This window comes from Cytobacillus oceanisediminis 2691, from assembly GCF_007678455.1.
GTDB classification, from domain to species: Bacteria; Bacillota; Bacilli; order Bacillales; family Cytobacillaceae; genus Mesobacillus; species Mesobacillus oceanisediminis_A.
Genome location: NZ_VEEP01000002.1, coordinates 350,815 through 370,794, shown reverse-complemented (window position 1 = coordinate 370,794; position 19,980 = coordinate 350,815). Strand labels below are relative to the sequence as shown.

General features: G+C 44.5%; 16 protein-coding genes. 12 read left to right on the top strand and 4 right to left on the bottom strand.

What is annotated here, in order from left to right:
- The first annotated feature begins 40 nt into the window (after positions 1–40).
- The 4 genes from FS736_RS05325 to FS736_RS05310 all read left to right on the top strand — a co-directional run bounded on the left by FS736_RS05325 (position 41) and on the right by FS736_RS05310 (position 4,161).
- Complete coding sequence (locus FS736_RS05325) at positions 41–1,087, top strand: ADP-ribosylglycohydrolase family protein (RefSeq protein WP_144475318.1); 1,047 nt, start codon at positions 41–43, stop codon at positions 1,085–1,087.
- A 230-nt stretch (positions 1,088–1,317) separates the two neighbouring features.
- Positions 1,318–2,184, top strand: coding sequence for a GNAT family N-acetyltransferase (locus FS736_RS05320; RefSeq protein ID WP_144475317.1), 867 nt, complete (start codon positions 1,318–1,320; stop codon positions 2,182–2,184).
- A 246-nt stretch (positions 2,185–2,430) separates the two neighbouring features.
- Positions 2,431–3,072, top strand: a complete 642-nt coding sequence (locus FS736_RS05315; protein ID WP_144475554.1) for a 2OG-Fe(II) oxygenase — start codon at positions 2,431–2,433, stop codon at positions 3,070–3,072.
- A 111-nt stretch (positions 3,073–3,183) separates the two neighbouring features.
- Entirely contained in the window at positions 3,184–4,161 is a 978-nt protein-coding gene (locus FS736_RS05310; RefSeq protein WP_144475316.1) for a bifunctional NUDIX hydrolase family protein/GNAT family N-acetyltransferase, read from the top strand.
- A 196-nt stretch (positions 4,162–4,357) separates the two neighbouring features.
- Here the strand turns inward: FS736_RS05310 and FS736_RS05305 are convergent, their stop codons facing one another.
- The gene (locus tag FS736_RS05305; RefSeq protein WP_144475315.1) at positions 4,358–5,851 is read right to left on the bottom strand and encodes a peptide MFS transporter; all 1,494 of its coding nucleotides are present in this window, start codon (positions 5,849–5,851) and stop codon (positions 4,358–4,360) included.
- Between the two features lie 314 nt (positions 5,852–6,165).
- Here FS736_RS05305 and FS736_RS05300 point away from each other — a divergent pair, with 314 nt between their 5' ends.
- The 5 genes from FS736_RS05300 (at position 6,166) to FS736_RS25395 (ending at position 12,218) form a co-directional block, all read left to right on the top strand.
- Complete coding sequence (locus FS736_RS05300) at positions 6,166–6,624, top strand: DUF305 domain-containing protein (RefSeq protein WP_144475314.1); 459 nt, start codon at positions 6,166–6,168, stop codon at positions 6,622–6,624.
- Positions 6,625–6,742: 118 nt separating this feature from the next.
- A complete protein-coding gene (locus FS736_RS05295; protein ID WP_144475313.1) occupies positions 6,743–7,579 on the top strand; it encodes a P-loop NTPase family protein in 837 nt (278 codons plus the stop codon).
- Between the two features lie 258 nt (positions 7,580–7,837).
- The gene (locus tag FS736_RS05290) at positions 7,838–10,447 is read left to right on the top strand and encodes a carboxypeptidase-like regulatory domain-containing protein (RefSeq protein ID WP_144475312.1); all 2,610 of its coding nucleotides are present in this window, start codon (positions 7,838–7,840) and stop codon (positions 10,445–10,447) included.
- Positions 10,448–10,812: 365 nt separating this feature from the next.
- Entirely contained in the window at positions 10,813–11,496 is a 684-nt protein-coding gene (locus FS736_RS25400) for an amidase (RefSeq protein WP_313959704.1), read from the top strand.
- 8 nt (positions 11,497–11,504) lie between these two features.
- Positions 11,505–12,218, top strand: coding sequence for an amidase family protein (locus FS736_RS25395; RefSeq protein ID WP_313959703.1), 714 nt, complete (start codon positions 11,505–11,507; stop codon positions 12,216–12,218).
- A gap of 72 nt (positions 12,219–12,290) precedes the next feature.
- Here the strand turns inward: FS736_RS25395 and FS736_RS05280 are convergent, their stop codons facing one another.
- Entirely contained in the window at positions 12,291–12,746 is a 456-nt protein-coding gene (locus tag FS736_RS05280; RefSeq protein ID WP_395883503.1) for a hypothetical protein, read from the bottom strand.
- A 148-nt stretch (positions 12,747–12,894) separates the two neighbouring features.
- Here FS736_RS05280 and FS736_RS05275 point away from each other — a divergent pair, with 148 nt between their 5' ends.
- Entirely contained in the window at positions 12,895–13,341 is a 447-nt protein-coding gene (locus FS736_RS05275; protein ID WP_144475310.1) for a DUF4385 domain-containing protein, read from the top strand.
- 449 nt (positions 13,342–13,790) lie between these two features.
- On the opposite strand, the gene FS736_RS05270 is transcribed toward FS736_RS05275, so the two are convergent.
- Both FS736_RS05270 and FS736_RS05265 read right to left on the bottom strand, forming a co-directional pair.
- On the bottom strand, positions 13,791–15,446 hold the full coding sequence (locus FS736_RS05270) for a glycerol-3-phosphate dehydrogenase/oxidase (RefSeq protein WP_144475309.1): 1,656 nt from the start codon (positions 15,444–15,446) through the stop codon (positions 13,791–13,793).
- A 138-nt stretch (positions 15,447–15,584) separates the two neighbouring features.
- The gene (locus FS736_RS05265) at positions 15,585–16,154 is read right to left on the bottom strand and encodes a glycerol-3-phosphate responsive antiterminator (RefSeq protein ID WP_144475308.1); all 570 of its coding nucleotides are present in this window, start codon (positions 16,152–16,154) and stop codon (positions 15,585–15,587) included.
- 159 nt (positions 16,155–16,313) lie between these two features.
- Between FS736_RS05265 and FS736_RS25390 the strand changes: the two genes are divergently transcribed.
- Together FS736_RS25390 and rnjA are read left to right on the top strand one after the other, a co-directional pair.
- The gene (locus tag FS736_RS25390; RefSeq protein WP_144475307.1) at positions 16,314–17,234 is read left to right on the top strand and encodes a methyl-accepting chemotaxis protein; all 921 of its coding nucleotides are present in this window, start codon (positions 16,314–16,316) and stop codon (positions 17,232–17,234) included.
- A gap of 296 nt (positions 17,235–17,530) precedes the next feature.
- Positions 17,531–19,195, top strand: coding sequence for a ribonuclease J1 (gene rnjA, locus FS736_RS05255; RefSeq protein ID WP_144475306.1), 1,665 nt, complete (start codon positions 17,531–17,533; stop codon positions 19,193–19,195).
- The last annotated feature ends 785 nt before the right edge of the window (positions 19,196–19,980 follow it).

The window sequence follows — 19,980 nt, the reverse complement described above, 5'->3', positions numbered from 1 at the left end:
GAAGAATACTATTAATAAATTTCAATCCAAAGGAGTCCCTATGTCTAAAAAAGATTTGTTCATAGCGTCCTTGCTTGGCGGTGCGATTGGAGATGCTCTTGGTTACACGGTAGAGTTCATGAAGCTTGATGAGATTAAATCGAGATTTGGCGAGGAAGGTATAACCGATTTAGAGCTTGATCGTTACACAGGAAAGGCCTTGTTTTCCGATGATACCCAGATGACGCTGTTCACGGCTGATGGCCTGATCTGGGCATATGACCGCATGAGCGAACGGGGGATTGGGAGCTTTGCAGGAAGCGGCACCTATCAATCTTATCTCCGCTGGCTTTATACCCAGACAAGAGCCCTGCCGGATGAGCATTATGACTGGCTGCTTGATCCCCAGCCCCATGAGGCGGGCAGCAGCATTTTACAATATAAAGAATTGTATTCAGCAAGGGCCCCGGGCAACACATGCCTGTCGGCGCTTGAAAGCAATAAAATGGGAACGATCGAAAGGCCGATCAACAACAGCAAGGGATGTGGCGGGGTCATGCGTGTTGCACCAGTCGGCTTATTTTTACATAAAGACCCGGAGCAAGCATTCAGAGTGGCTGCGGAAATCGCCGCGATTACCCATGGACATCCGTCTGGATATTTGGCAGCTGGATCACTCGCTGTGTTCATTGCAGAACTGCTCAATGGCAAAAGTTTATCCGAAAGCACCGAGGATGCCATGGCCATTTTGAAAAGCTACCGTCATCATGAAGAGACATTGAAGTCCATTGAGGATGCGGTTGAACTTGCAAAAAGTGACGTGGATTCTGGAGAAGCGATATCGCAGCTTGGCGAAGGCTGGGTAGCCGAGGAAGCACTTGCGATTGCGTTGTACTGTGCTTTGAAGGAAACAGACTTCCGGAAGGCGTTGATCCTGTCAGTAAATCATGATGGCGACAGTGACTCAACGGGCTCGATCTGCGGAAATATTATCGGTGCCTGCCAGGGTCTCAAGGCTGTGCCTGAAGAATGGGCGAATCAAGTAGAGCTAAAAGAATTGATTGTCGATCTAGCTGGCAAGTTATATGAGAGATATGAAACGGTATAGGTTAAGGGAGAATCCTGAGAAATACTGGGATTCTCTTTGTTTTTTACCAGGGAAGAAAGGAGAGCTATATTGGATGGGGAAAAACATATTAACAGCCGGACGGTGAGCGGATTGTTTGCATCTTATATTAATCGTTCCACTATGGCCGGCCTTTCCCGGAGATGAGGCTGCCCTGGCTGAATTTATGGAACAGGCGATGAAGAATTTTGAAAAATAGAGGAGAAGTCTTTATGAAGCGATCAAAAAAATCAGTTGAATTATTCGAACTGGACGTGATGGATGCGAGAGGCTTGATTGAGCTGTCAGCATCTGTCGGCTGGGATTATGACGAGGCGGAAGTTGCAACACTATTATCCTCATCCTTTAAAATCTATGGCCACAAGAATAGCGAAGGCCAGGTCGTCTCCAGTGCGGCGATCATTCATTATGACCGTAGGCTCGCTTCAATTGGTATGGTGATTGTTCATAGCGATTATCGAGGGCTCGGTCTGGGAAAAGAAGTTATGCAAAAATGTATAGAAAGCGGGCGTGACCGCTCCATCCTGTTAATTGCTACTCCTGATGGCCAACCATTATACGAGAAATTGGGTTTTACAGTGGTTGACTCTGTCCATAAATACCTGTGCGACAAATATAATCCAACCAATCTGAAAAAAATAAGCGGGATTTCAATAGAAGCTTTTAAGGACGAGGAACTGGAAGATATACTTGAACTGGATGGAGCAGCTTTCGGGGAGAAAAGAAGTATCTTCCTTCGCAATAGGCTTCAACAGTCATATCAATGTATCGTCGTGAAGGATGAGAATTCAAGAATCATTGGTTTTGGTCTTTCTGTACTGGGCTCTGTTAATATGATTTTGGGCCCGGTCGTTGCGCCCGATCATAGAATTGCAGAATTAATCATCGACCGCCTTGCTTCCAAACATCAAGGGAAATTAAGGGTAGACGTACCTTCAGGCCAGGAAAAGCTGATGGCTTTTTTGGAACAAAGCGGATTTGTAAAAGTCAGCAACCCTCCAGTAATGGCAATCCATACGAAGGAAATGCCGTACAGAAACGATACACTATACACAATCGCATCACAGGCTTATGGGTGAAATGCGCCGCCGCAAACTTGCGGCGTTTTTTTTATTCATGGCTTCATTTCCAAAAAAAGATAGTAAATCACCTTCCCGCGTTGTAAAATAAATTGAAAAATTGAATAGAGTAATAGATTCGGTTTTGTCATCCATTTTGAATTACAGGAGGAAACAAGGGAACTTAAAGAATGAATGATACTTTCGTATATAGATCAATCTGATTTTTGGAAAAATTCATAATTAAGAGGTTGATGAAAGTTGAGAATGGATGCTGTTGATGTAACTGTTAAAGAACCTACGATTTTTAATCACATCGGAAACAAAATCAAAACCGACGATCGTGAAATCAACATTATTGCCAGGATGGAAGAGCCGTTAATTGTCATTTTGGGAAATGTCCTAAGTGACGAAGAATGCGATGAGCTGATCAAGCTGTCAAAGGACAAGCTGAAGCGCTCAAAAGTCGGCAACACCCGTGAAGTAGATGAGCTGAGGACGAGCAGCAGCACATTTATCGATGAAACTGAAAATGACGTGGTGGCGCGTGTTGAAAAAAGAATATCGCAAATCATGGGCATTCCCAATGAACACGGTGAAGGCCTGCAAATCCTGAACTATAAAATCGGCCAGGAGTACAAAGCACATTTTGACTTTTTTGCGTCAAATGTAAGCAACCCAAGGATCAGCACACTCGTCATGTATTTGAATGATGTCGAAGAGGGAGGAGAAACCTACTTCCCTAAACTCAACTTCGCTGTATCCCCGCAAAAAGGCATGGCCGTGTATTTTGAATATTTCTATGACAATCAAGACTTGAACGACTTGACCCTTCACGGCGGAGCCCCAGTTGTCATCGGCGACAAATGGGCAGCTACACAGTGGATGAGAAGGAAAAGCGTGAAATAGAGAATGGAGGAGCATGGTGAGTACATGCTTCTTTTTTATATAAGGAATTCTTTTTCCAGAAAAAACCTGTATAATTTAAGAACAACAGATAGGACAGGGGAGCATTAATATATGGAACTATGGAATATATACGACAAATACAGGCATATGACTGACAGGATTCACGAACGGGGGAAGGAGATGAAGCCGGGGGATCATCATCTGGTTGTCCATGTCTGGATCGTGAATGATGATGGCCAGTATTTGATTCAAAGGAGGCAGCCATGGAAAATGGGCTTTCCGAATATGTGGGACTGTTCGGCTGCTGGTTCTGCCATCATGGGTGATGATAGCGAGCAGGCTGCCATTCGCGAGGCAAAGGAAGAAATCGGAATCGACTTGGACATGGAAAGGGATGAACGCTTATTCACCGTGAAATTTCCTGCTGGTTTTGATGATATCTGGCTGGTCCGGCAAAATATCGCCATTGAGGAGCTGCAACTTCAGGAAGAGGAAGTGGCGGATGCAAGATGGGCAAGTGAAGAAGAGATAAAGGAAATGGTTAAAAACGGTGAGTTTATCCCTTTTAACTATTTCGACCTGTTATTTGAAATGGTCAATTCAAACATCTCCCTGAAAAAAGCTGCCCTTGAGGATGCTGAGGAGCTTTTAGCCCTGCAGAAGGAAGTCTTCATGCCTCTCTATAAAAAATACCAGGACCATGAGACAAGTCCTGTCACGCAAACGATGGAGAGATTCAGAGAAAGATTCGAACAAGGGGATTACTACAAAATATTCTTTGAAGGCACTCTAGCCGGAAGCGTCAATGTCCATGAAAAATCCCCGGGGTTAATGAGGCTTCGAATCATTAACATTTTAGAAAGGTTCCATAACAGGGGCATTGCCCAGCAGGTCATGAAACGTCTCGAGCTGATGCACCCCGAGGCAGATGCATGGGAGCTGGACACCATCCTTACTGAACAGCGGAATTGCTATTTATATGAAAAAATGGGGTACATGAGGACCGGTGAAAACAAAGAAATCAATAATGATATGACGATTATCCGGTACCGGAAAGAATCAAACCTGAATAAAATAAAAAGTTTATAAAAAAGACGGCTCTCCATGGATTGGAGTAAGCCGTCTTTTTTGAGATAAGAAAGTTAATTTTCACTTCGAGAAATGTCCAGCTTCAGCGCCTAGCCCCTCGAGTCGCTTCGGTCTGCCCAATGAAGTCAAAGAACGACTTCACCGGTCAGCCCTCCAGCGCTTGTCGGGGCTGACCAAGGCACTTACGCTTTCCTTATTACTTAATTCCCTTCATGTATGCCTGAATCTTAGGTGACATGATGAACAGGATGATACCAAGAACGATGGATGCTCCACCGATTGTACCGAAGTAAGTCATTTCTGTATCTGCAGAGTAGAATTTAACAATTTGTGCGTTGATCGCCTGCGCTGCAGCACTTGCAAGGAACCAGAGGCTCATTGTTTGTGCAGAGAAAGCAGCCGGAGCCAGTTTAGTTGTTGCTGACAGACCAACTGGGGAAATCAACAATTCACCGAATACAACGATCAGGTAACTTAGCACAAGCCATAATGGGCTAACAAGTGCATCTGAACCTGTGAAATATCCAGGAATCAGGATGACAAGGAATGAAAGACCAGCAAAAATCAATGAGAAAGAGAATTTCTTTGGAATTGATGGCTGGCGATCACCAAGCTTCACCCAGAATCCAGCAAAAATCGGTGCGAAGATGATGATGAATAATGGGTTCAATGACTGGAACCATGCTGGAGAAATCGTCATTCCAGCGAATTCTAATTGTGTACGCTTGTCCGCATAGTTCGCAAGGATGGTTGAACCCTGCTCCTGGATTGCCCAGAACATAACAGCAGCCAAGAATAACGGAATGTAAGCAAGAACACGTGAACGTTCAACTTCTGTTGTTTTAGGGCTGCGGTACATAACAATGAAGTAAGCAGTCGGAATTAAGATACCAAGAATCGTTACAAGGTTAATAAAGCTTTCGAATGTTAAAAGGCCAGCAGGAATTAAAATAGCACTTAAAATACCGATTGCAACGATTGCGATAGCAAAAATTGTAAATGTTTTTTTCTTTTCAGATGGAGAAAGGGGATTTGGCACTGCTGTACCAGCAAGACCCAAATTCTTTTTCTTTGTTAAAAGGAATACAACTAGTCCAACGAACATACCGATTGCAGCAATGGCAAAGCCATAATGGAAGTTGTATGCGTCAGATACTGCGCCGACAATAAGTGGAGAAAGGAATGCACCTGCATTGATCCCCATGTAGAAGATTGTGAAACCAGCGTCACGGCGAGCGTCACTTTCACTGTACATTTCACCAACGACAGTTGAAACGTTTGGCTTCAATAAACCTGTACCGATTACGATCAGGACCATTGATAAGAAGAACATTGTTACGTTTCCAGGAATCGCAAGGGCGATGTGACCCAGCATAATCAATATTCCGCCGTAGAATACAGCTTTAGATGTACCGAACATACGGTCAGCAAGCCATCCGCCGATGATTCCTGACATATATACGAGTGAGCCGTAAATGGACATGATGGAAAGTGCTAATGTTTCATCCAGGCCCAAGCCGCCTTTTGATACTTCGTAATACATGTAGAATACAAGGATCGCTCTCATTCCGTAGTAAGAGAAACGTTCCCAGAACTCTGTGAAGAAAAGTGTGAAGAGACCTTTAGGATGTCCGAAGAATCCTGTTTGAGGCACACTATCCACAATTTTCTGCCTATTAAGGTTTGACATAATTACCCCTCCCTGTTTTTTCTATTTTAGAATACTTTTCGATGTGTGAATTGTCAAAAACAATATTAGGAAGTGATCCTTTAAAATGTTGATTTAAAAGGATTTATCCTCCTTTTCCTCTTAAAAGAAAGTTTATTAGAAATTATCTAATAAGTTAGAAAAACAACAATAATCAGGTAATTTAGTAAAAAAATACCATGCATGGCCAAAAAGTATATACCCTCTTGTGAGACTTTCCAAACAAAATATTTAATGAATATCTATTAGGTATCAGGGTATTCAAACAATAACCACATTTAATAAGGAGGAGAAAAATGAAAAATCATTACGGCAGATTTGGCCTGATGGTCCTGACATCGACGATCATCATGCTGATTCTGATGTACTTAAATGCATACAGTATTGATCATGTATTCTTTAGCGAAACAAGATTATATATGGCCTTGATCATGGGCGGGGTCATGGCCATTGTCATGCTCGCATTCATGAGCAAAATGTATACCAATAAGAAAATGAACCTTGGAATATACGCAGGCAGCGCGCTGGTGATTACAGTTTCGCTGTTCCTCGTGCGCAGCCAGTCCACCGTCGATGATGTATCATGGATGAAAGCTATGATTCCGCACCATTCCATCGCGATTCTGACAAGTGAACGTGCCAATATCGAAGATCCGCGAGTACGAAAACTAGCAGATGACATCATCAAAGCTCAGCGCAAAGAAATCGGTGAAATGAAGGCACTGATTAAGGATCTTGAAGAGAAGGAAGACTAATAGGTATTTTAAAAGAGGCTGGTCCAAATCGGATTAGTCTCTTTTTCTTATGCCTAGAAAGGAAAGCTTGCTAAAGATGGAGAATTATCGGGAGAACTGATATTTAGGAGTGTATGAAATGAAGACTAAATTAATTTTAGTAGAGGGGCTTCCAGGATCGGGAAAATCGACAACCGCGAAATTGATCCATGAACTCCTCACCGAGAATCAAGTACCGGCTGAGCTTTATATGGAAGGGAATCTCGATCATCCGGCAGATTATGAAGGGGTTGCTTATTTTACAGAAGAAGAATTTGAAGAACTTCTTAAAAAGAGCGGCAGTCTCAGCAAGGTTTTTCAGGATCGGGTAACCGTAAAGAGGGGGCGCCATCTGCTGCCATATATGAAAATCAAAAATGAATTAGGCAGTGGTTTTCCAGACGAATTGTTAGCCGCTATTTCTAAAAAAGATGTATATGAACTTCCAATGGAAGAAAATATCGCAGTCATTTCGGAAAGCTGGGAAGAGTTTGCAAAACAAGCAGCTGCAGAAGAAAAAGTCTATGTTTTTGAATGCTGTTTTATTCAAAACCCTGTGACTGTGGGCCTGGTCAAGTATGGAGCTTCCGACGAAGCAACCATTCAGTATGTAAAAAAACTTGCCGAGGCAGTTGAATCTCTGAATCCATTGCTTGTCTACGTGAAGCAGGAAGACATAGAGAGATCCTTCCGCAAGGCAGTAACCGAACGACCTGATGACTGGTTTAATGGCTTTGTCCATTATTATACGTCCCAGGGATACGGGCTGGTTAACGGATTAAGTGGACTAGAAGGCACCATTGATGTCCTTAAAGCAAGACAGGAACTCGAGTACAGTATTCTTAAAAACTTGCAGCTGACGACTTATATCCTGAATAATACCCAATTTGACTTTGAGAAGCATCGGGTTAACTTGAAAGAAATACTGGAAGAATAAACAAGATTATAAGCAGGAGCCTGATTTGATTGTGGATCAGGCTTTTTTGGGCAGGACGAAAAATGGAGGGGAATCTGTTTGATTTCTATGAACTCCTTCGATGAGAAAGCAGAGGCAAAATCAAGGGGAATCTTGTCGAAATAAAATTATTTTTCCTGGGTAAAAAGGACGAGGTGAAGGAGGTTTTACATCGAATACAATTAATTGGAAAAAGTAGAGAGCTCTATTTTTTTCTATTAAATTATTGGGGGAAGATGAATGGCCAAAAAGGTATTGTTTTTGCTGTTATCGCTGGTTTTTGTCATGTCAGCAGCTCTTGGGAATGTCAGTGCTGCGCCAAAGAAAGAGGAGATGAAGACAACAGTCAAGGGTTCGGTTAAGGAGAACGGGAAATCTTTGAAAAACAGTCTGGTCATCCTGCAGGAAAAGGGGAAATCGGACCGCATGTTCACAGCGACTGATGCGTCCGGTGCATTCAAGGCAAAATTAGCTGATGGAACATACGCAGTTAAAGCGATCAAGAGCAAGAACGAGTGGTTTAGTACAAATGAAAGTTTTGCGGTAAAAGAAGGGAAAATTAGAGGTAATAAAGATGGTGAAATTCATCTTTCAGATAAACAGAAAAAGAAAAAAACATCATCTGAAGCCAGCAATTTTAGCGGCGTACTTAAAGAAGGCGACAAAGGATTGAAGGCTGATTTGATCCTGGCCAGATACGGTGAATATGATGAAGAAATATATGTGGTTTCTTCGAAAAACAACGGTAGCTTCTCAGCATACCTGCCTGATGGCATGTACTATTTATATGGTGTGGAAGAAGCCGGCGGATTCTATCGCTATTCAAAGCAATTTACCATTGTTAATGGAGCGGTCCAACTCGATGGGGAACCACAATCGAACCTTGAAATCACCCTTCCAGTTAAGGCGTATAATGGTAAAGTCAGTGATTCAGCGAAGCCTTTAGCTGAAGCATCTATTACTCTGGAAAAAAAGGTTTTGGGTGAAGACTACGAAAGTGAATTCATCGAATATGTTGCTGCAAATAAAAAGGGAGAATTCTCTCTAAGAAAACTGGAAGATGGAATCTATTCGGTAAGTGTTGATCATGCAACCTATTCTGCCTGGAACCAGTTAACTTTTGAAGTAATGGATGGAGTTATTTACATTGAAGGAGAAGAAGTTTCTTCTCTCCAAATCACAGTACCTGACCTGAATGTTAAAGGGACAGTGACTGGTGGAAAGAAGCCGATAACCAATGCCTATCTAATTATTGAAGGAAATGAATACGGATTTGGACCTCCTGTAGACTCAAAAGGAAATTTCCAATATCGCCTGGCTGATGGGCAATACACTATTTATACGGTCGATGAACCATACCGAACCACCATGGTAAACGTTGCTTTTGAAATAAAGGGCGGGAAAATGGTTCAGAATGGACAAGTTGTACCTTCGTTGAACATCGAATTGCCGCCGGTCACTTTTTCCGGAAAGTTAGTCGAGGATGGTGTTTCTCTGCAGGGTGAGGTTGCGGTAGAAACTCTTTCTCAGGACGGCAATTACGAATCCTATTATGCTACGACAAACGAGAATGGAATTTATTCCATGCGCTTGAAGGATGGCAGCTACCGGGTAACATATGGTTACTTATTCGAGGAAGGAGAAGGAGTTCCATTTGCTGCAGAATTTGAAATCAGAAACGGCAAATTATACATCGATGGCCAGGAACAATCTCTTCTTGAGCTGGAAATTCCTCCTGTCAGTCTCCATGGATTAGTGAAAGACGGAGAGAATCCGGTTGTCGATGGTGGTATAGTTGTAGCTTCTGAGGATTACAGTGTCTATGTTTGGAAAAATATCAATTCTGATGGAACATTCACGATGCGCTTGCCTGATGGAAGTTATCATATTAGAGAAGTTTATCTGGAAGGTACAAGCGTCCCTATGAATCTTGCATTTTCAATTCAGGACGGAAAACTTTATGTCGGCGGAGAACTGCAGGAGGTACTGGAGGTCAATCTTCCATCCGTCACTGTGACAGGAACCCTTTCCGAATCAGGAACTCCGCTGATGGGCGAAATATATGTCACGCAAATGAATGAAGCAGATATGCCTGTAGAAGCCTGGAGCATGACAAATGAAGAAGGAGTTTTCAAATTCCGTCTCCCTGACGGAGAGTATTCCGTCGGCAGTGTCTATTTATTTGATGGCACAACGTTTAATTCAGGTGCCGTTTTTACCGTAGAATCCGGAGAACTATATATAAATGGAGAAAAGAGGGATCAACTGGATATTCAAGTTCCTCCGATTTCCGTATCAGGTACACTCACTGATCAAGGGACACCTGTATCTGGAAGCATGACCGTTATAGAAATTAACAATGAGGAAAATCCATTCTATACTTGGATCTGGATTGACAGTGGAAAGTTCCAGCTGCGCATGCCGGATGGCGAATACAGAGTATTAGATATCGGCGTTGAAGATGGAACCTCTTTTAATGCCGGTCTGGAATTTAGCGTGGTTTCTGGGAAGCTATCTATCAAGGGAGAACCGGCCCAAAGCCTGGATATTACTGTACCTGCAGTCAGTCTGAAGGGCACATTGTACAATGGCCAGGATCCGGTAACCGAGGGTCTTGTATCAATTACTACATTGGATGGAGATTGGGTAACAGATAGCTATGTCTATGACGGATCCTTTAATGGACGACTTCCAGATGGCGAATACAAAGTTTCACAGGTAGTCGACCATCAAATTGGCTGGTTTAACTTTGACCAACCATTTACGATACTTGAAGGGAAAATCTATGTTGATGGGAATGAAGTTGATTCTCTAAGCCTTAACCTTCATGATGGCTGGCAAGAGCCGTAAGATTATTTCGATGGGCCTATTCCCCAGGGAGTAGGTTCTTTTTTTGTTCAACTGGTGTTTGGTTGGCGGGAATAATCGTTATTCGGTTACAAATTGAAGCCTTGAAAATCCAGAAACAGGGAAAACGTGTCACCAATGGAGCGCATTGGAGCCCAGGAAACCCAGAAACAGGGAAAACAGGTCACCAATAGAGCGTATTAGAGCCGTGTAAATCCAAAAACAGAGAAAATAGGTCACCAATGTTGCGTATTGATAACCGAAAACACAAGATTAGGAGAAAACAGTTTACCCGCAGGTATAACGAAAGAGGGAATTTAATATTTTTCTAGAATGATAGATATAAAAAATAAACGGTGGTGATGGGGTTGGAGGGTTTCGATTATAAGGAGCATGATGGTCTTGGGCTGGCGGAGTTAGTCAGAAGAAAAGAAGTGCAGCCTATTGAACTGGTAGAAGAAGCAATCCGGTTAACGGATTCACTGAACCCGAAGATGAATGCGGTGATCAATAAGATGTACGGGCAGGCGCGAATCGCCGCGGGGCAGCAACTGACAGGTCCTTTTGCAGGAGTACCGATTTTTCTGAAGGATATCTCGCAGGAAATAGCAGGAGAACCAATCACAGCCGGTTCTAAGGCATTTTTAAAATACCGGGCAAAGGAAGATTCAGAGTATGCTAGACGCCTGCGCCAGGCCGGGGTGGTTTTCCTTGGCCAGACAAATGTGCCTGAGTTCGCGCTGGTTGCGGTGACGGAACCCGCCCACTACGGACCGACCCGAAATCCGTGGAATCTCGATCACACTCCTGGCGGGTCGAGTGGAGGTTCAGCAGCAGCTGTTGCTTCGGGCATGGTTCCGATTGCTGGTGCCAATGATGGCGGGGGATCGATTCGGATTCCTGCAGCCTACTGCGGATTATTCGGATTGAAACCGACCCGCGGCCGCACCCCCTTCACGGACATGAAAAAGCCGGTGCATTTTCTGCCCAACCATTTGAAGGTAGCTATCTATCAACGGCAAGCACACCTCTCGGGAAAAAGCTGCGGATAGCTTTTTCGGTGAAATCGCCAATCGGGACGAAGGTTGACGCTGATTGCCGGGAGGGTGTCCTGAAAACGGTCCGGCTGCTCGAGTCGATGGGGCACCAGATTGAAGAGGTGGAAGCGCCGGTTGACGGCCATAAAATCGCAACAAGCTATTTGACCATGTACTTCGGCGAGACGGCTGCGCTTTTAACCTCATTGGAAGAAGTGCTTGGGCGAAAAGCGACTGCTTCTGATGTGGAGCCAACAACCTGGCTGCTCGGCTTGCTTGGCAAAGCCACTTCTGCAGAGGAATTTGTTTTAAGTTTAAGAGAATGGGACAAGGCGGCTCTAATGATGGAAACCTTCCATGAAACCTATGATTTTTACATCACACCGACAACTGCACACCCGCCGGCAAAAATAGGAGAACTGGAACCGTCACCATCGGAAAAATTTCTGATCAGCACTGTTGGCAAACTGGGACTTGGAAGCATTTTGAAAAAGGCGGGAATAGTCGATCAAATTGCTCAAAAGAATCTGGCACGCACCCCATTCACTCAACTCGCCAACCTTACAGGGCAGCCAGCCATGTCACTGCCATTGCACCAAACAAAAGGGGGACTGCCAGTCGGAGTGCAGGTGATGGCAGCAAGGGGAAGAGAGGATTTGCTTTTCCAGCTGGCAGGAGAACTGGAGCAATCAGAAATTTGGCAGGATGTCAGGAAGAATCCATTATGGGGAAGTTAATCAAACGTTTGATTAAATAGGATTAAACCATTGGTGATACTGAAAAAAGAGGCAGCCACGTGGCTGTCTCTTTTAACATAAAACGATAATCCTGTATGGCGTCGTTTGCGCCGGGATACTGAAGGTGGAGGGGCCGTAAACCACGATCAGGTTCCTGTTTGCCGGACTCTTTGTAAACCTCTGGCCATTTTCCAGTAAAATCGGTGTCCCGGGAGACAGATTAAGCTTCAGCATGCTATCACTGCTGATCAGCTGCCTGTTGAAAAAATCAACTTTCACATTCTGCCCAGGGGTTTCTTTTACCATGACAAGCGCCCGGTACTGTGGCGGATAAATCATCGGAACAGGTGCATCGGCGTCATAATAGCCTGTCACCTGGTCACCGATGCCCACCATCGCCTGGTCGACGAAGTAAGTCCTCGGTTCGATCACAAAATTCACTTGTCTCCCAGTTCCATCGAGTACGGACATCAATCGATAACATCCTGCGTTTTCGCCAGATGGCGTAATGGAAAAATCATTGATCATACTTACTGTTCCGCTAAAAGGCTGATACTTAACCAATCATCTCACCCACTCATCATTCTCATGCCTATAGTTTATTCATTCAATCCATAACGGTGCTTGTTAATCAGCTGTATAAAAGGGTAAACAGCGATTAAAAAGGAATGGTAACATGCCTTTCAATTATGATCTCGATTTTGACAGCATTGATTTCCGTGAGAAGCCAGAACTGTACCGTGTGGGCAGGGGAGAGCAGGGCGTCTTGCTGGTTGAACCCTATAAAAGTGAAATCCTGCCGCACTGGCGATTCAAAACTCCGGACATCGCAACGGAATCATCAGAAAAAATCTATCAGATGTTCCTTGATTACAAAGCGAATAATGATTTTGTCGGCATGGATATGGCGAGGAAATTCCTGCAGATGGGCTATACACGTGCCCGACGGTATACAAACTATAAGGGCGGCAGGAAATATGATGAGGACGGCAAGGTGAAGGATCGGCAGAACGACCTAGTGAAGGCTGAATCCGCTGCGATTTTCATGGGAAAATGGAAACAGGTCAGAACGGATCAAGAGTATCTAGAGATGAAAAAGGAACACCAGAGAAAATATGGATGAATGGCCTTATCTGAGGAGATTATTTTATCGTGTTAGAGACCGTTATAATAAGGATATGGCTAATCAAGAACTGATTGAAGACGACTTTGCACCATCTATCTGGGGTGCTTTAGCAAGAGTTATTTTGGTGCTGGCGAAGTTTTTGACATGATTTTAATCGAGAAGCAACAACTCGCGTGATTTTTAAGTGAAAAGACGTCTGATTAATGCCTGCTGGTCTTGCTTTCCGCTATTTTCAGCATATGATCTTGCCTGTAAACAAAACTTATTGGCGAAAATATAAATATATTGGCGGAGTTCACCATTTATTTGGCGAAAATCTGATTTTATTGGCGGAGTTCACAACTTTATTGGCGATAATTGAATTTTATTGGCGAGCTGGAAAAAAACACGACTTTTTTCCAATCAAAAAGGACCCTGATCCTAATCGTGGATCAGGGTTCAATAGTTTATTTTACCGGAGTGACTGCCTCGGTCAGGGCATCTTCCAATTGCAAAGTATAAGCTTTGGTTTGCTGCTCATTCCATTTAAACTGGTCGCGCATGTAGTGGATGACATTTCCCTTGTGTTGACGCACGGCATGAATATCGAACAAAATCGCGCCTGTTCGCCTGTTGAAGAAGTCGATTGGCGTTGCGGCTGCTTCATACTGGATTGCATAAACCAATTTCGCAAACAATTCCAACGGCAGGCCAAATTGATCTGCTTCTTTCTTGTGTTCTGAGGCAAGCTGGAACACAGCCGGAACGTTGGAACCATACTGGTAGGCCAAACGGCGAGCTTCTTCAGTTGTGAAGCCGGCCTTCATGCCACCATCAAGCTGTTTTTCAACAAAGGTGTCAAGATTAGCGGAACCGCCTACATCTCCACCTGATATCGGGAGATTCTTCGTCTGGCATCCAGGGAAGCTGCGACCGTCTTCTTTTGCGAATTTTTCAGCAAGCAGGTCGACAATTGTTTCGGCCATTTTACGATAGCCAGTCAATTTTCCGCCTGCAATCGTAATCAGTTTTGAATTGGATTCCCAGATTTCATCTTTCCTGGAGATTTCAGAAGGCGCTTTGCCTTCCTCATGAATCAAAGGCCTGATGCCTGCCCAGCTGGATTCCACATCTTTTTCCGTTACATTCACTTCCGGGAACATGTAGTGAATCGCTTTAAGCAGATAGCTTCTGTCTTCTTCCGTCATGCCCGGGTTAATTGGATCCTCATTGTAAAAAGTATCGGTCGTGCCGACATAGGTTTTGCCTTCGCGCGGAATCGCGAAGACCATCCGGCCGTCTGGTGTGTCAAAATAAATCGCCTGCTTGAGCGGGAAACGTGATTGATCGATGACGATATGAACTCCTTTTGACAGCTTCAGAGTTTTGCCTTTTTTCGAATCATCCATTTCACGGATGCCATCGACCCAAGGGCCCGTTGCATTGACAACCTTTTTAGCATGCACTTCGTATTCCTCGCCTGTTAAAAGGTCCTCAACCAATACTCCAGCAACAATTCCATTTTTATATATAAGATTTTTAACCTTGGAATAGTTCAATGCTGTCGCACCTTTCGAAACAGCCTGCTTCAAAACCTCGATGGTCAGGCGGGCGTCATCGGTGCGATATTCAACATAATAACCGCCGCCTTTCAAACCGTCTTTTTTCACGAGCGGTTCCCTTGATAATGTTTCAGCCGCACCGAACATTTTCCGGCGCTCTGATTTTTTGACACCTGCCAAAAAGTCATACACCCTTAGTCCGATCGACGTACTGAAGCTGCCGAAAGTGCCCCCTTTATGGAAGGGAAGGAGCATCCATTCTGGTGTCGTGACGTGCGGGCCATTTTCATACACAATCGCTCGTTCCTTACCGACTTCGGCGACCATTTTCACTTCGAATTGCTTTAAATAACGGAGGCCGCCGTGGACCAACTTTGTGGAACGGCTTGAGGTGCCTGCCGCAAAATCCTGCATTTCCAGCAGAGCGATATTCATTCCTCTTGTTGTGGCATCCAGCGCGATTCCGGCACCAGTAATTCCTCCGCCAATGACAATCACGTCAAATGCCTCATTTTTAAGTTTCGTCACTATATTTTTACGGTCGAGATTTGAGAATCTCATACGATACGCCTCCTTGAATATGAAAAAAGGAGAGACCACAAACAACATTACCAAAAGCCGTAATGTTATCGTGGTCTCTCCATTTCTCCTACCCGATTTATTAACTTGTAATCATTGTATCACAGATAACTGGGATTTTCATGTGTCGGATTCTTGAAAGTGCGTTATTTCCCATAATTCCCTTTTGGAAGTAGTAATCGCAGCGGCGCCTGCACCCAATGCATTTTCTACCTCTTCAGGGGTTCTAATCAATCCGCCGGCAAAAATCGGAATATTAACGCGTTCCTTAACCTCCTGGATCATCCAGGGCATGGCTCCGGGTAAAACCTCAATATAATCCGGGCGTGTCTTTTCAATAAGTTTATAGCTTTTCTCAAGGGCATGGGAATCAATCAGAAATACCCTTTGCACAGCAAGCACGCCTTTTTGTTTTGCCTTTAAAATGACACTCGATTTCGTGGAAATCAGGCCATACGGTTTGTATTCCTGGCAAAGATATTCGGTGGAATAATCATCACTTTTCAGCCCCTGGATCATATCGACATGATAGATCATTTTTTTGCCATATTGTTTTGCCATTGCATTAATATTTTTTAATTGGGCGATATGCACTTCAAGCATGACGCCAATTTCAAAAGGGCTTTCCAGGAACTGCTCAAACTCTTTCATATTTGAAGACGCTGGCAAGATTTTTTGATTCAAAGGAATCCCTTCCTTAACATAGATTATCCATTATCTTAACATGAGACCTTCGGGAGTTTCTATGCGTCAGCGAAATTGTATACACAAAATAGCATACTCAGATTTGTGTAATAGCAACAGTACTAGTACGATAGTTACAAATACACAATGATAAGAGGAAAAAACATGCAGATTAGCACGCAAAAGAAGAGTACACAGGTTTTTGAGGAAGACGCTGTCCTGGCTGCGATTGAAAGGTCTTTGGCGATGATCCAGTTCGATCCAAATGGAAAAGTTCTCTGGGCTAATGAAAATTTTGCGAAGACGATGGGCTATCGAGTGGACGAAATGCCAGGACTTTTACATAAACAGTTTTGCACACCTGAATTTGCGGGCAGCCGGGGATATGCAGAATTGTGGAGAAACCTCCGGAGCGGCAAAAGCTTTCAGGAAAAGATCCAGCGAGTAACGAAAAGCGGGAAGCTGTTGTGGCTGGAAGCGACCTATACGCCAGTGTACGATTCTGCAGGCAAGGTTGCCGGCGTGGTTAAGGTTGCGACAGACATAACGCAGCGTGAACTGAATGCAAACAGACTTGCAGAACAGCTCCAGCAAATGTCGGAAGATCTGAGCGGCCGGGCAGAAATGGGTATTACGAGAAGTGAAGAAGCAGCTATTGCAGCCTCAAGGCTTGTGGAGGAATCAAAGGAAAACCAGGAGATTCTCGAGTCACTGAAATCCCAGGCAAAGTCGATTGGCAGCATCGTCCAGACCATCCGCGAGATTGCCGCCCAAACCAATCTCCTTGCCCTGAACGCAGCCATCGAAGCGGCAAGAGCGGGCGAACATGGAAGAGGCTTTAATGTCGTAGCAGGAGAAGTCAGGAAGCTCGCGACCCGGGTGCAGGATTCGATCCAGGAAGTCAATAACCATATTGAAGGCATAACAGGCGAAATCACCAAGATCAACGAAGCCACCAAGCACTCACAAAATGGGATTACCAATAACCAGAAGCTTAATGAACAGGCTGTTGCTGCATTTAAAGAAATTGGCAGTGCCGCCCGTGAGTTGGATCAGCAGGCCAAAACATTTAAAGATATATTGTAATGACGTTGAGCACCGCAGCCTATCCGGTTGCGGTGTTTTTTGTTGGAGAAGGAATAAGCGGAGGTACTGCCCGGCATTTTAGCAAAAAAAATCAGTACTCTCAGCAACTTTTCTCCTATAATACTCGTCTCAATAGGAAAAGGGATGAGCATTATTTGTTGAAACGCTTAATTTGTGATATATTTTAAGAATTCAACCCTCTATTTTCTCCAACCAATTTCTTCACTATTCTTTTTATAATATGATTCCCATGGGAATTGATAAATACATTTGCACAAAGAAACAGGAGCTGAACTATGGAAAAGAAATTGAAAAAAGATCTCAAGATTTTCGCGTTGGGCGGGCTTGGTGAGATCGGAAAAAATACGTATGTAATCGAATACAAAAATGAAATGGTATTGGTGGATTGCGGAATCAAGTTCCCGGATAACGAATTGTTCGGAATTGATTATGTGCTCGCTGATTATACCTATTTGAAGCAAAACCAGGACAAGTTGGTGGGGATTTTCGTCACACATGGCCATGAAGACCATATTGGCGGCTTGCCATTCTTGCTGCAGGATGTAAAAGCACCGATTTATGGCGGTGATTTTGCAGTCGAGCTAATCAAGTCAAAACTTCAAGAACACAAAATCAAGGGAGTCAAGTTCCACCAGATCGACAATGATACGGTCGTCGAGTTCCAGAATATCAAGGTTCGCTTTTTCCGGACAACGCATAGTATCGCCGATTCATTCGGTGTCGTCGTGACAACTCCCGAGGGGAATATTGTCCACACTGGCGACTTCAAATTTGATTTAACTCCAGTTGGAAGGGGCACTGATTTCCAGAAGATCGCTGAAATCAGCAGTGAAGGAGTGCTGTGCCTGTTATCTGACAGTACCAACAGTGAACAGCCAGGCTTTTCTGTCTCTGAAAAACGTGTTGGCGAAGCAATCGAGGATATTTTCCAGACAGTGGACGGCCGTGTGATTTTCGCTACGTTTGCATCGAATATTGACCGGGTGCAGCAAGTGGTGAAATCTTCCCTTCGATATAATCGCAAGATGGCGATTGTCGGGCGCAGTATGGAAAAAACATTCGAGATTGGCCGCAGGTTAGGCTATATCACGGCTCCGGACGAAGCATTCGTCAGTGTCAATGAAATCAACCAGATTCCAAGCCACGAGCTGACGATTATCTGTACGGGAAGCCAGGGTGAACCGATGGCGGCGCTTGCGAGAATCGCCAACGGCACGCACAGGCAAATCGCTGTCATACCTGGAGACACGATTGTCTTTTCATCATCACCGATTCCTGGCAACACGATCAGTGTAAACCGGGTAATTGATAAACTGCACCGTATCGGCGCGGATGTCATCCACCATAAAATCAGTGAGGTCCATACTTCTGGACATGGAAAGCAGGAAGAACAGAAGCTGATGATCAAGCTGCTGAATCCAAAGTTCTTCATTCCGATTCACGGTGAATACCGCATGCTGGATCAGCACGTGAGATTGGCAGAGCAGTGCGGCATCCCAAGGGAAAACAGCTTTATTTTAGATAATGGCGATGTTCTTGAGCTATCTGCTGACGGCGGACAGGTTGCAGGAAAAGTACCGGCACAGCCTGTATATGTTGATGGCAGCGGGATTGGCGATATCGGACACATCGTGTTAAAAGACAGAAGGGTGCTGTCTCAGGACGGACTGGTCATTGTCACGATGATGATCGACCGTGAGAAAAAGCAGCTTGTCAACAAACCGACCGTTGTCACAAGAGGATTCGTCTACGTCAGAGAATCAGGCGACCTAATGAAAAATGTCGAAGAACTGATTACCGATAAAATCGTAACAGAACTGGCAGGCGGCACAAGAGACTGGTCCAGCATCAAAAAGGCCGTCATCGACGTCGTAAACCCATTCCTGTACAGCAAAACTGGCAGAAGGCCAATGATCTTGCCGATAATCATGGAAGTATAATTCGAAAAACGATCCTTTATGGGTCGTTTTTTTTGTTTGTTAGGACAAAATGAGGTCAGGGATTCGTGATATTGTTTGAAGTGATCCCATGTTCGGACATAGCACGTCAATATCCACGAGAAATTGTCCGAAGTGATCCCAAGTTTGGACAAAACGCAGCCAGAAGCACGAGAAATTGTCCGAAGTGACCCCAGGTTCGGACAAAACACGGAGACGAACTCGTAGAATTGTCCGAAGTCGCTCCAGGTTCGGACAAAACGAGTGCACTAACTCGAGAAAATGTCCGAAGTGACCCCAAGTTCAGACAAAACGCGGCGACGAACTCGAGAAATTGTCCGAAGTGACCCCATGTTCGGACAAAACGGGGCCGCGAACTCGAGGAATTGTCCGAAGTGACCCCCAGTCGGACAAAATGCGGCGACGAACTCGCAGAATTGTCCGAAGTCGCTCCAGGTTCGGACAAAACGAGTGCACTAACTCGAGAAAATGTCCGAAGTTACCCCAGGTTCAGACAAAACGCGGCGACGAACTCGAGAAATTGGCCGAAGTGACCCCAAGTTCAGACAAAACGCGGCGACGAACTCGAGGAATTGTCCGAAGTCACCCCCAGTTCGGACAAAATGGGGTGACGAACTAGCAGAATTGTCCGAAGTCGCTCCAGGTTCGGACAAAACGAGTGCACTAACTCGAGAAAATGTCCGAAGTGACCCCAAGTTCGGACAAAAATGGGGTGACGAACTCGCAGAATTGTCCGAAGTCGCTCCAGGTTCGGACAAAACGCAGCC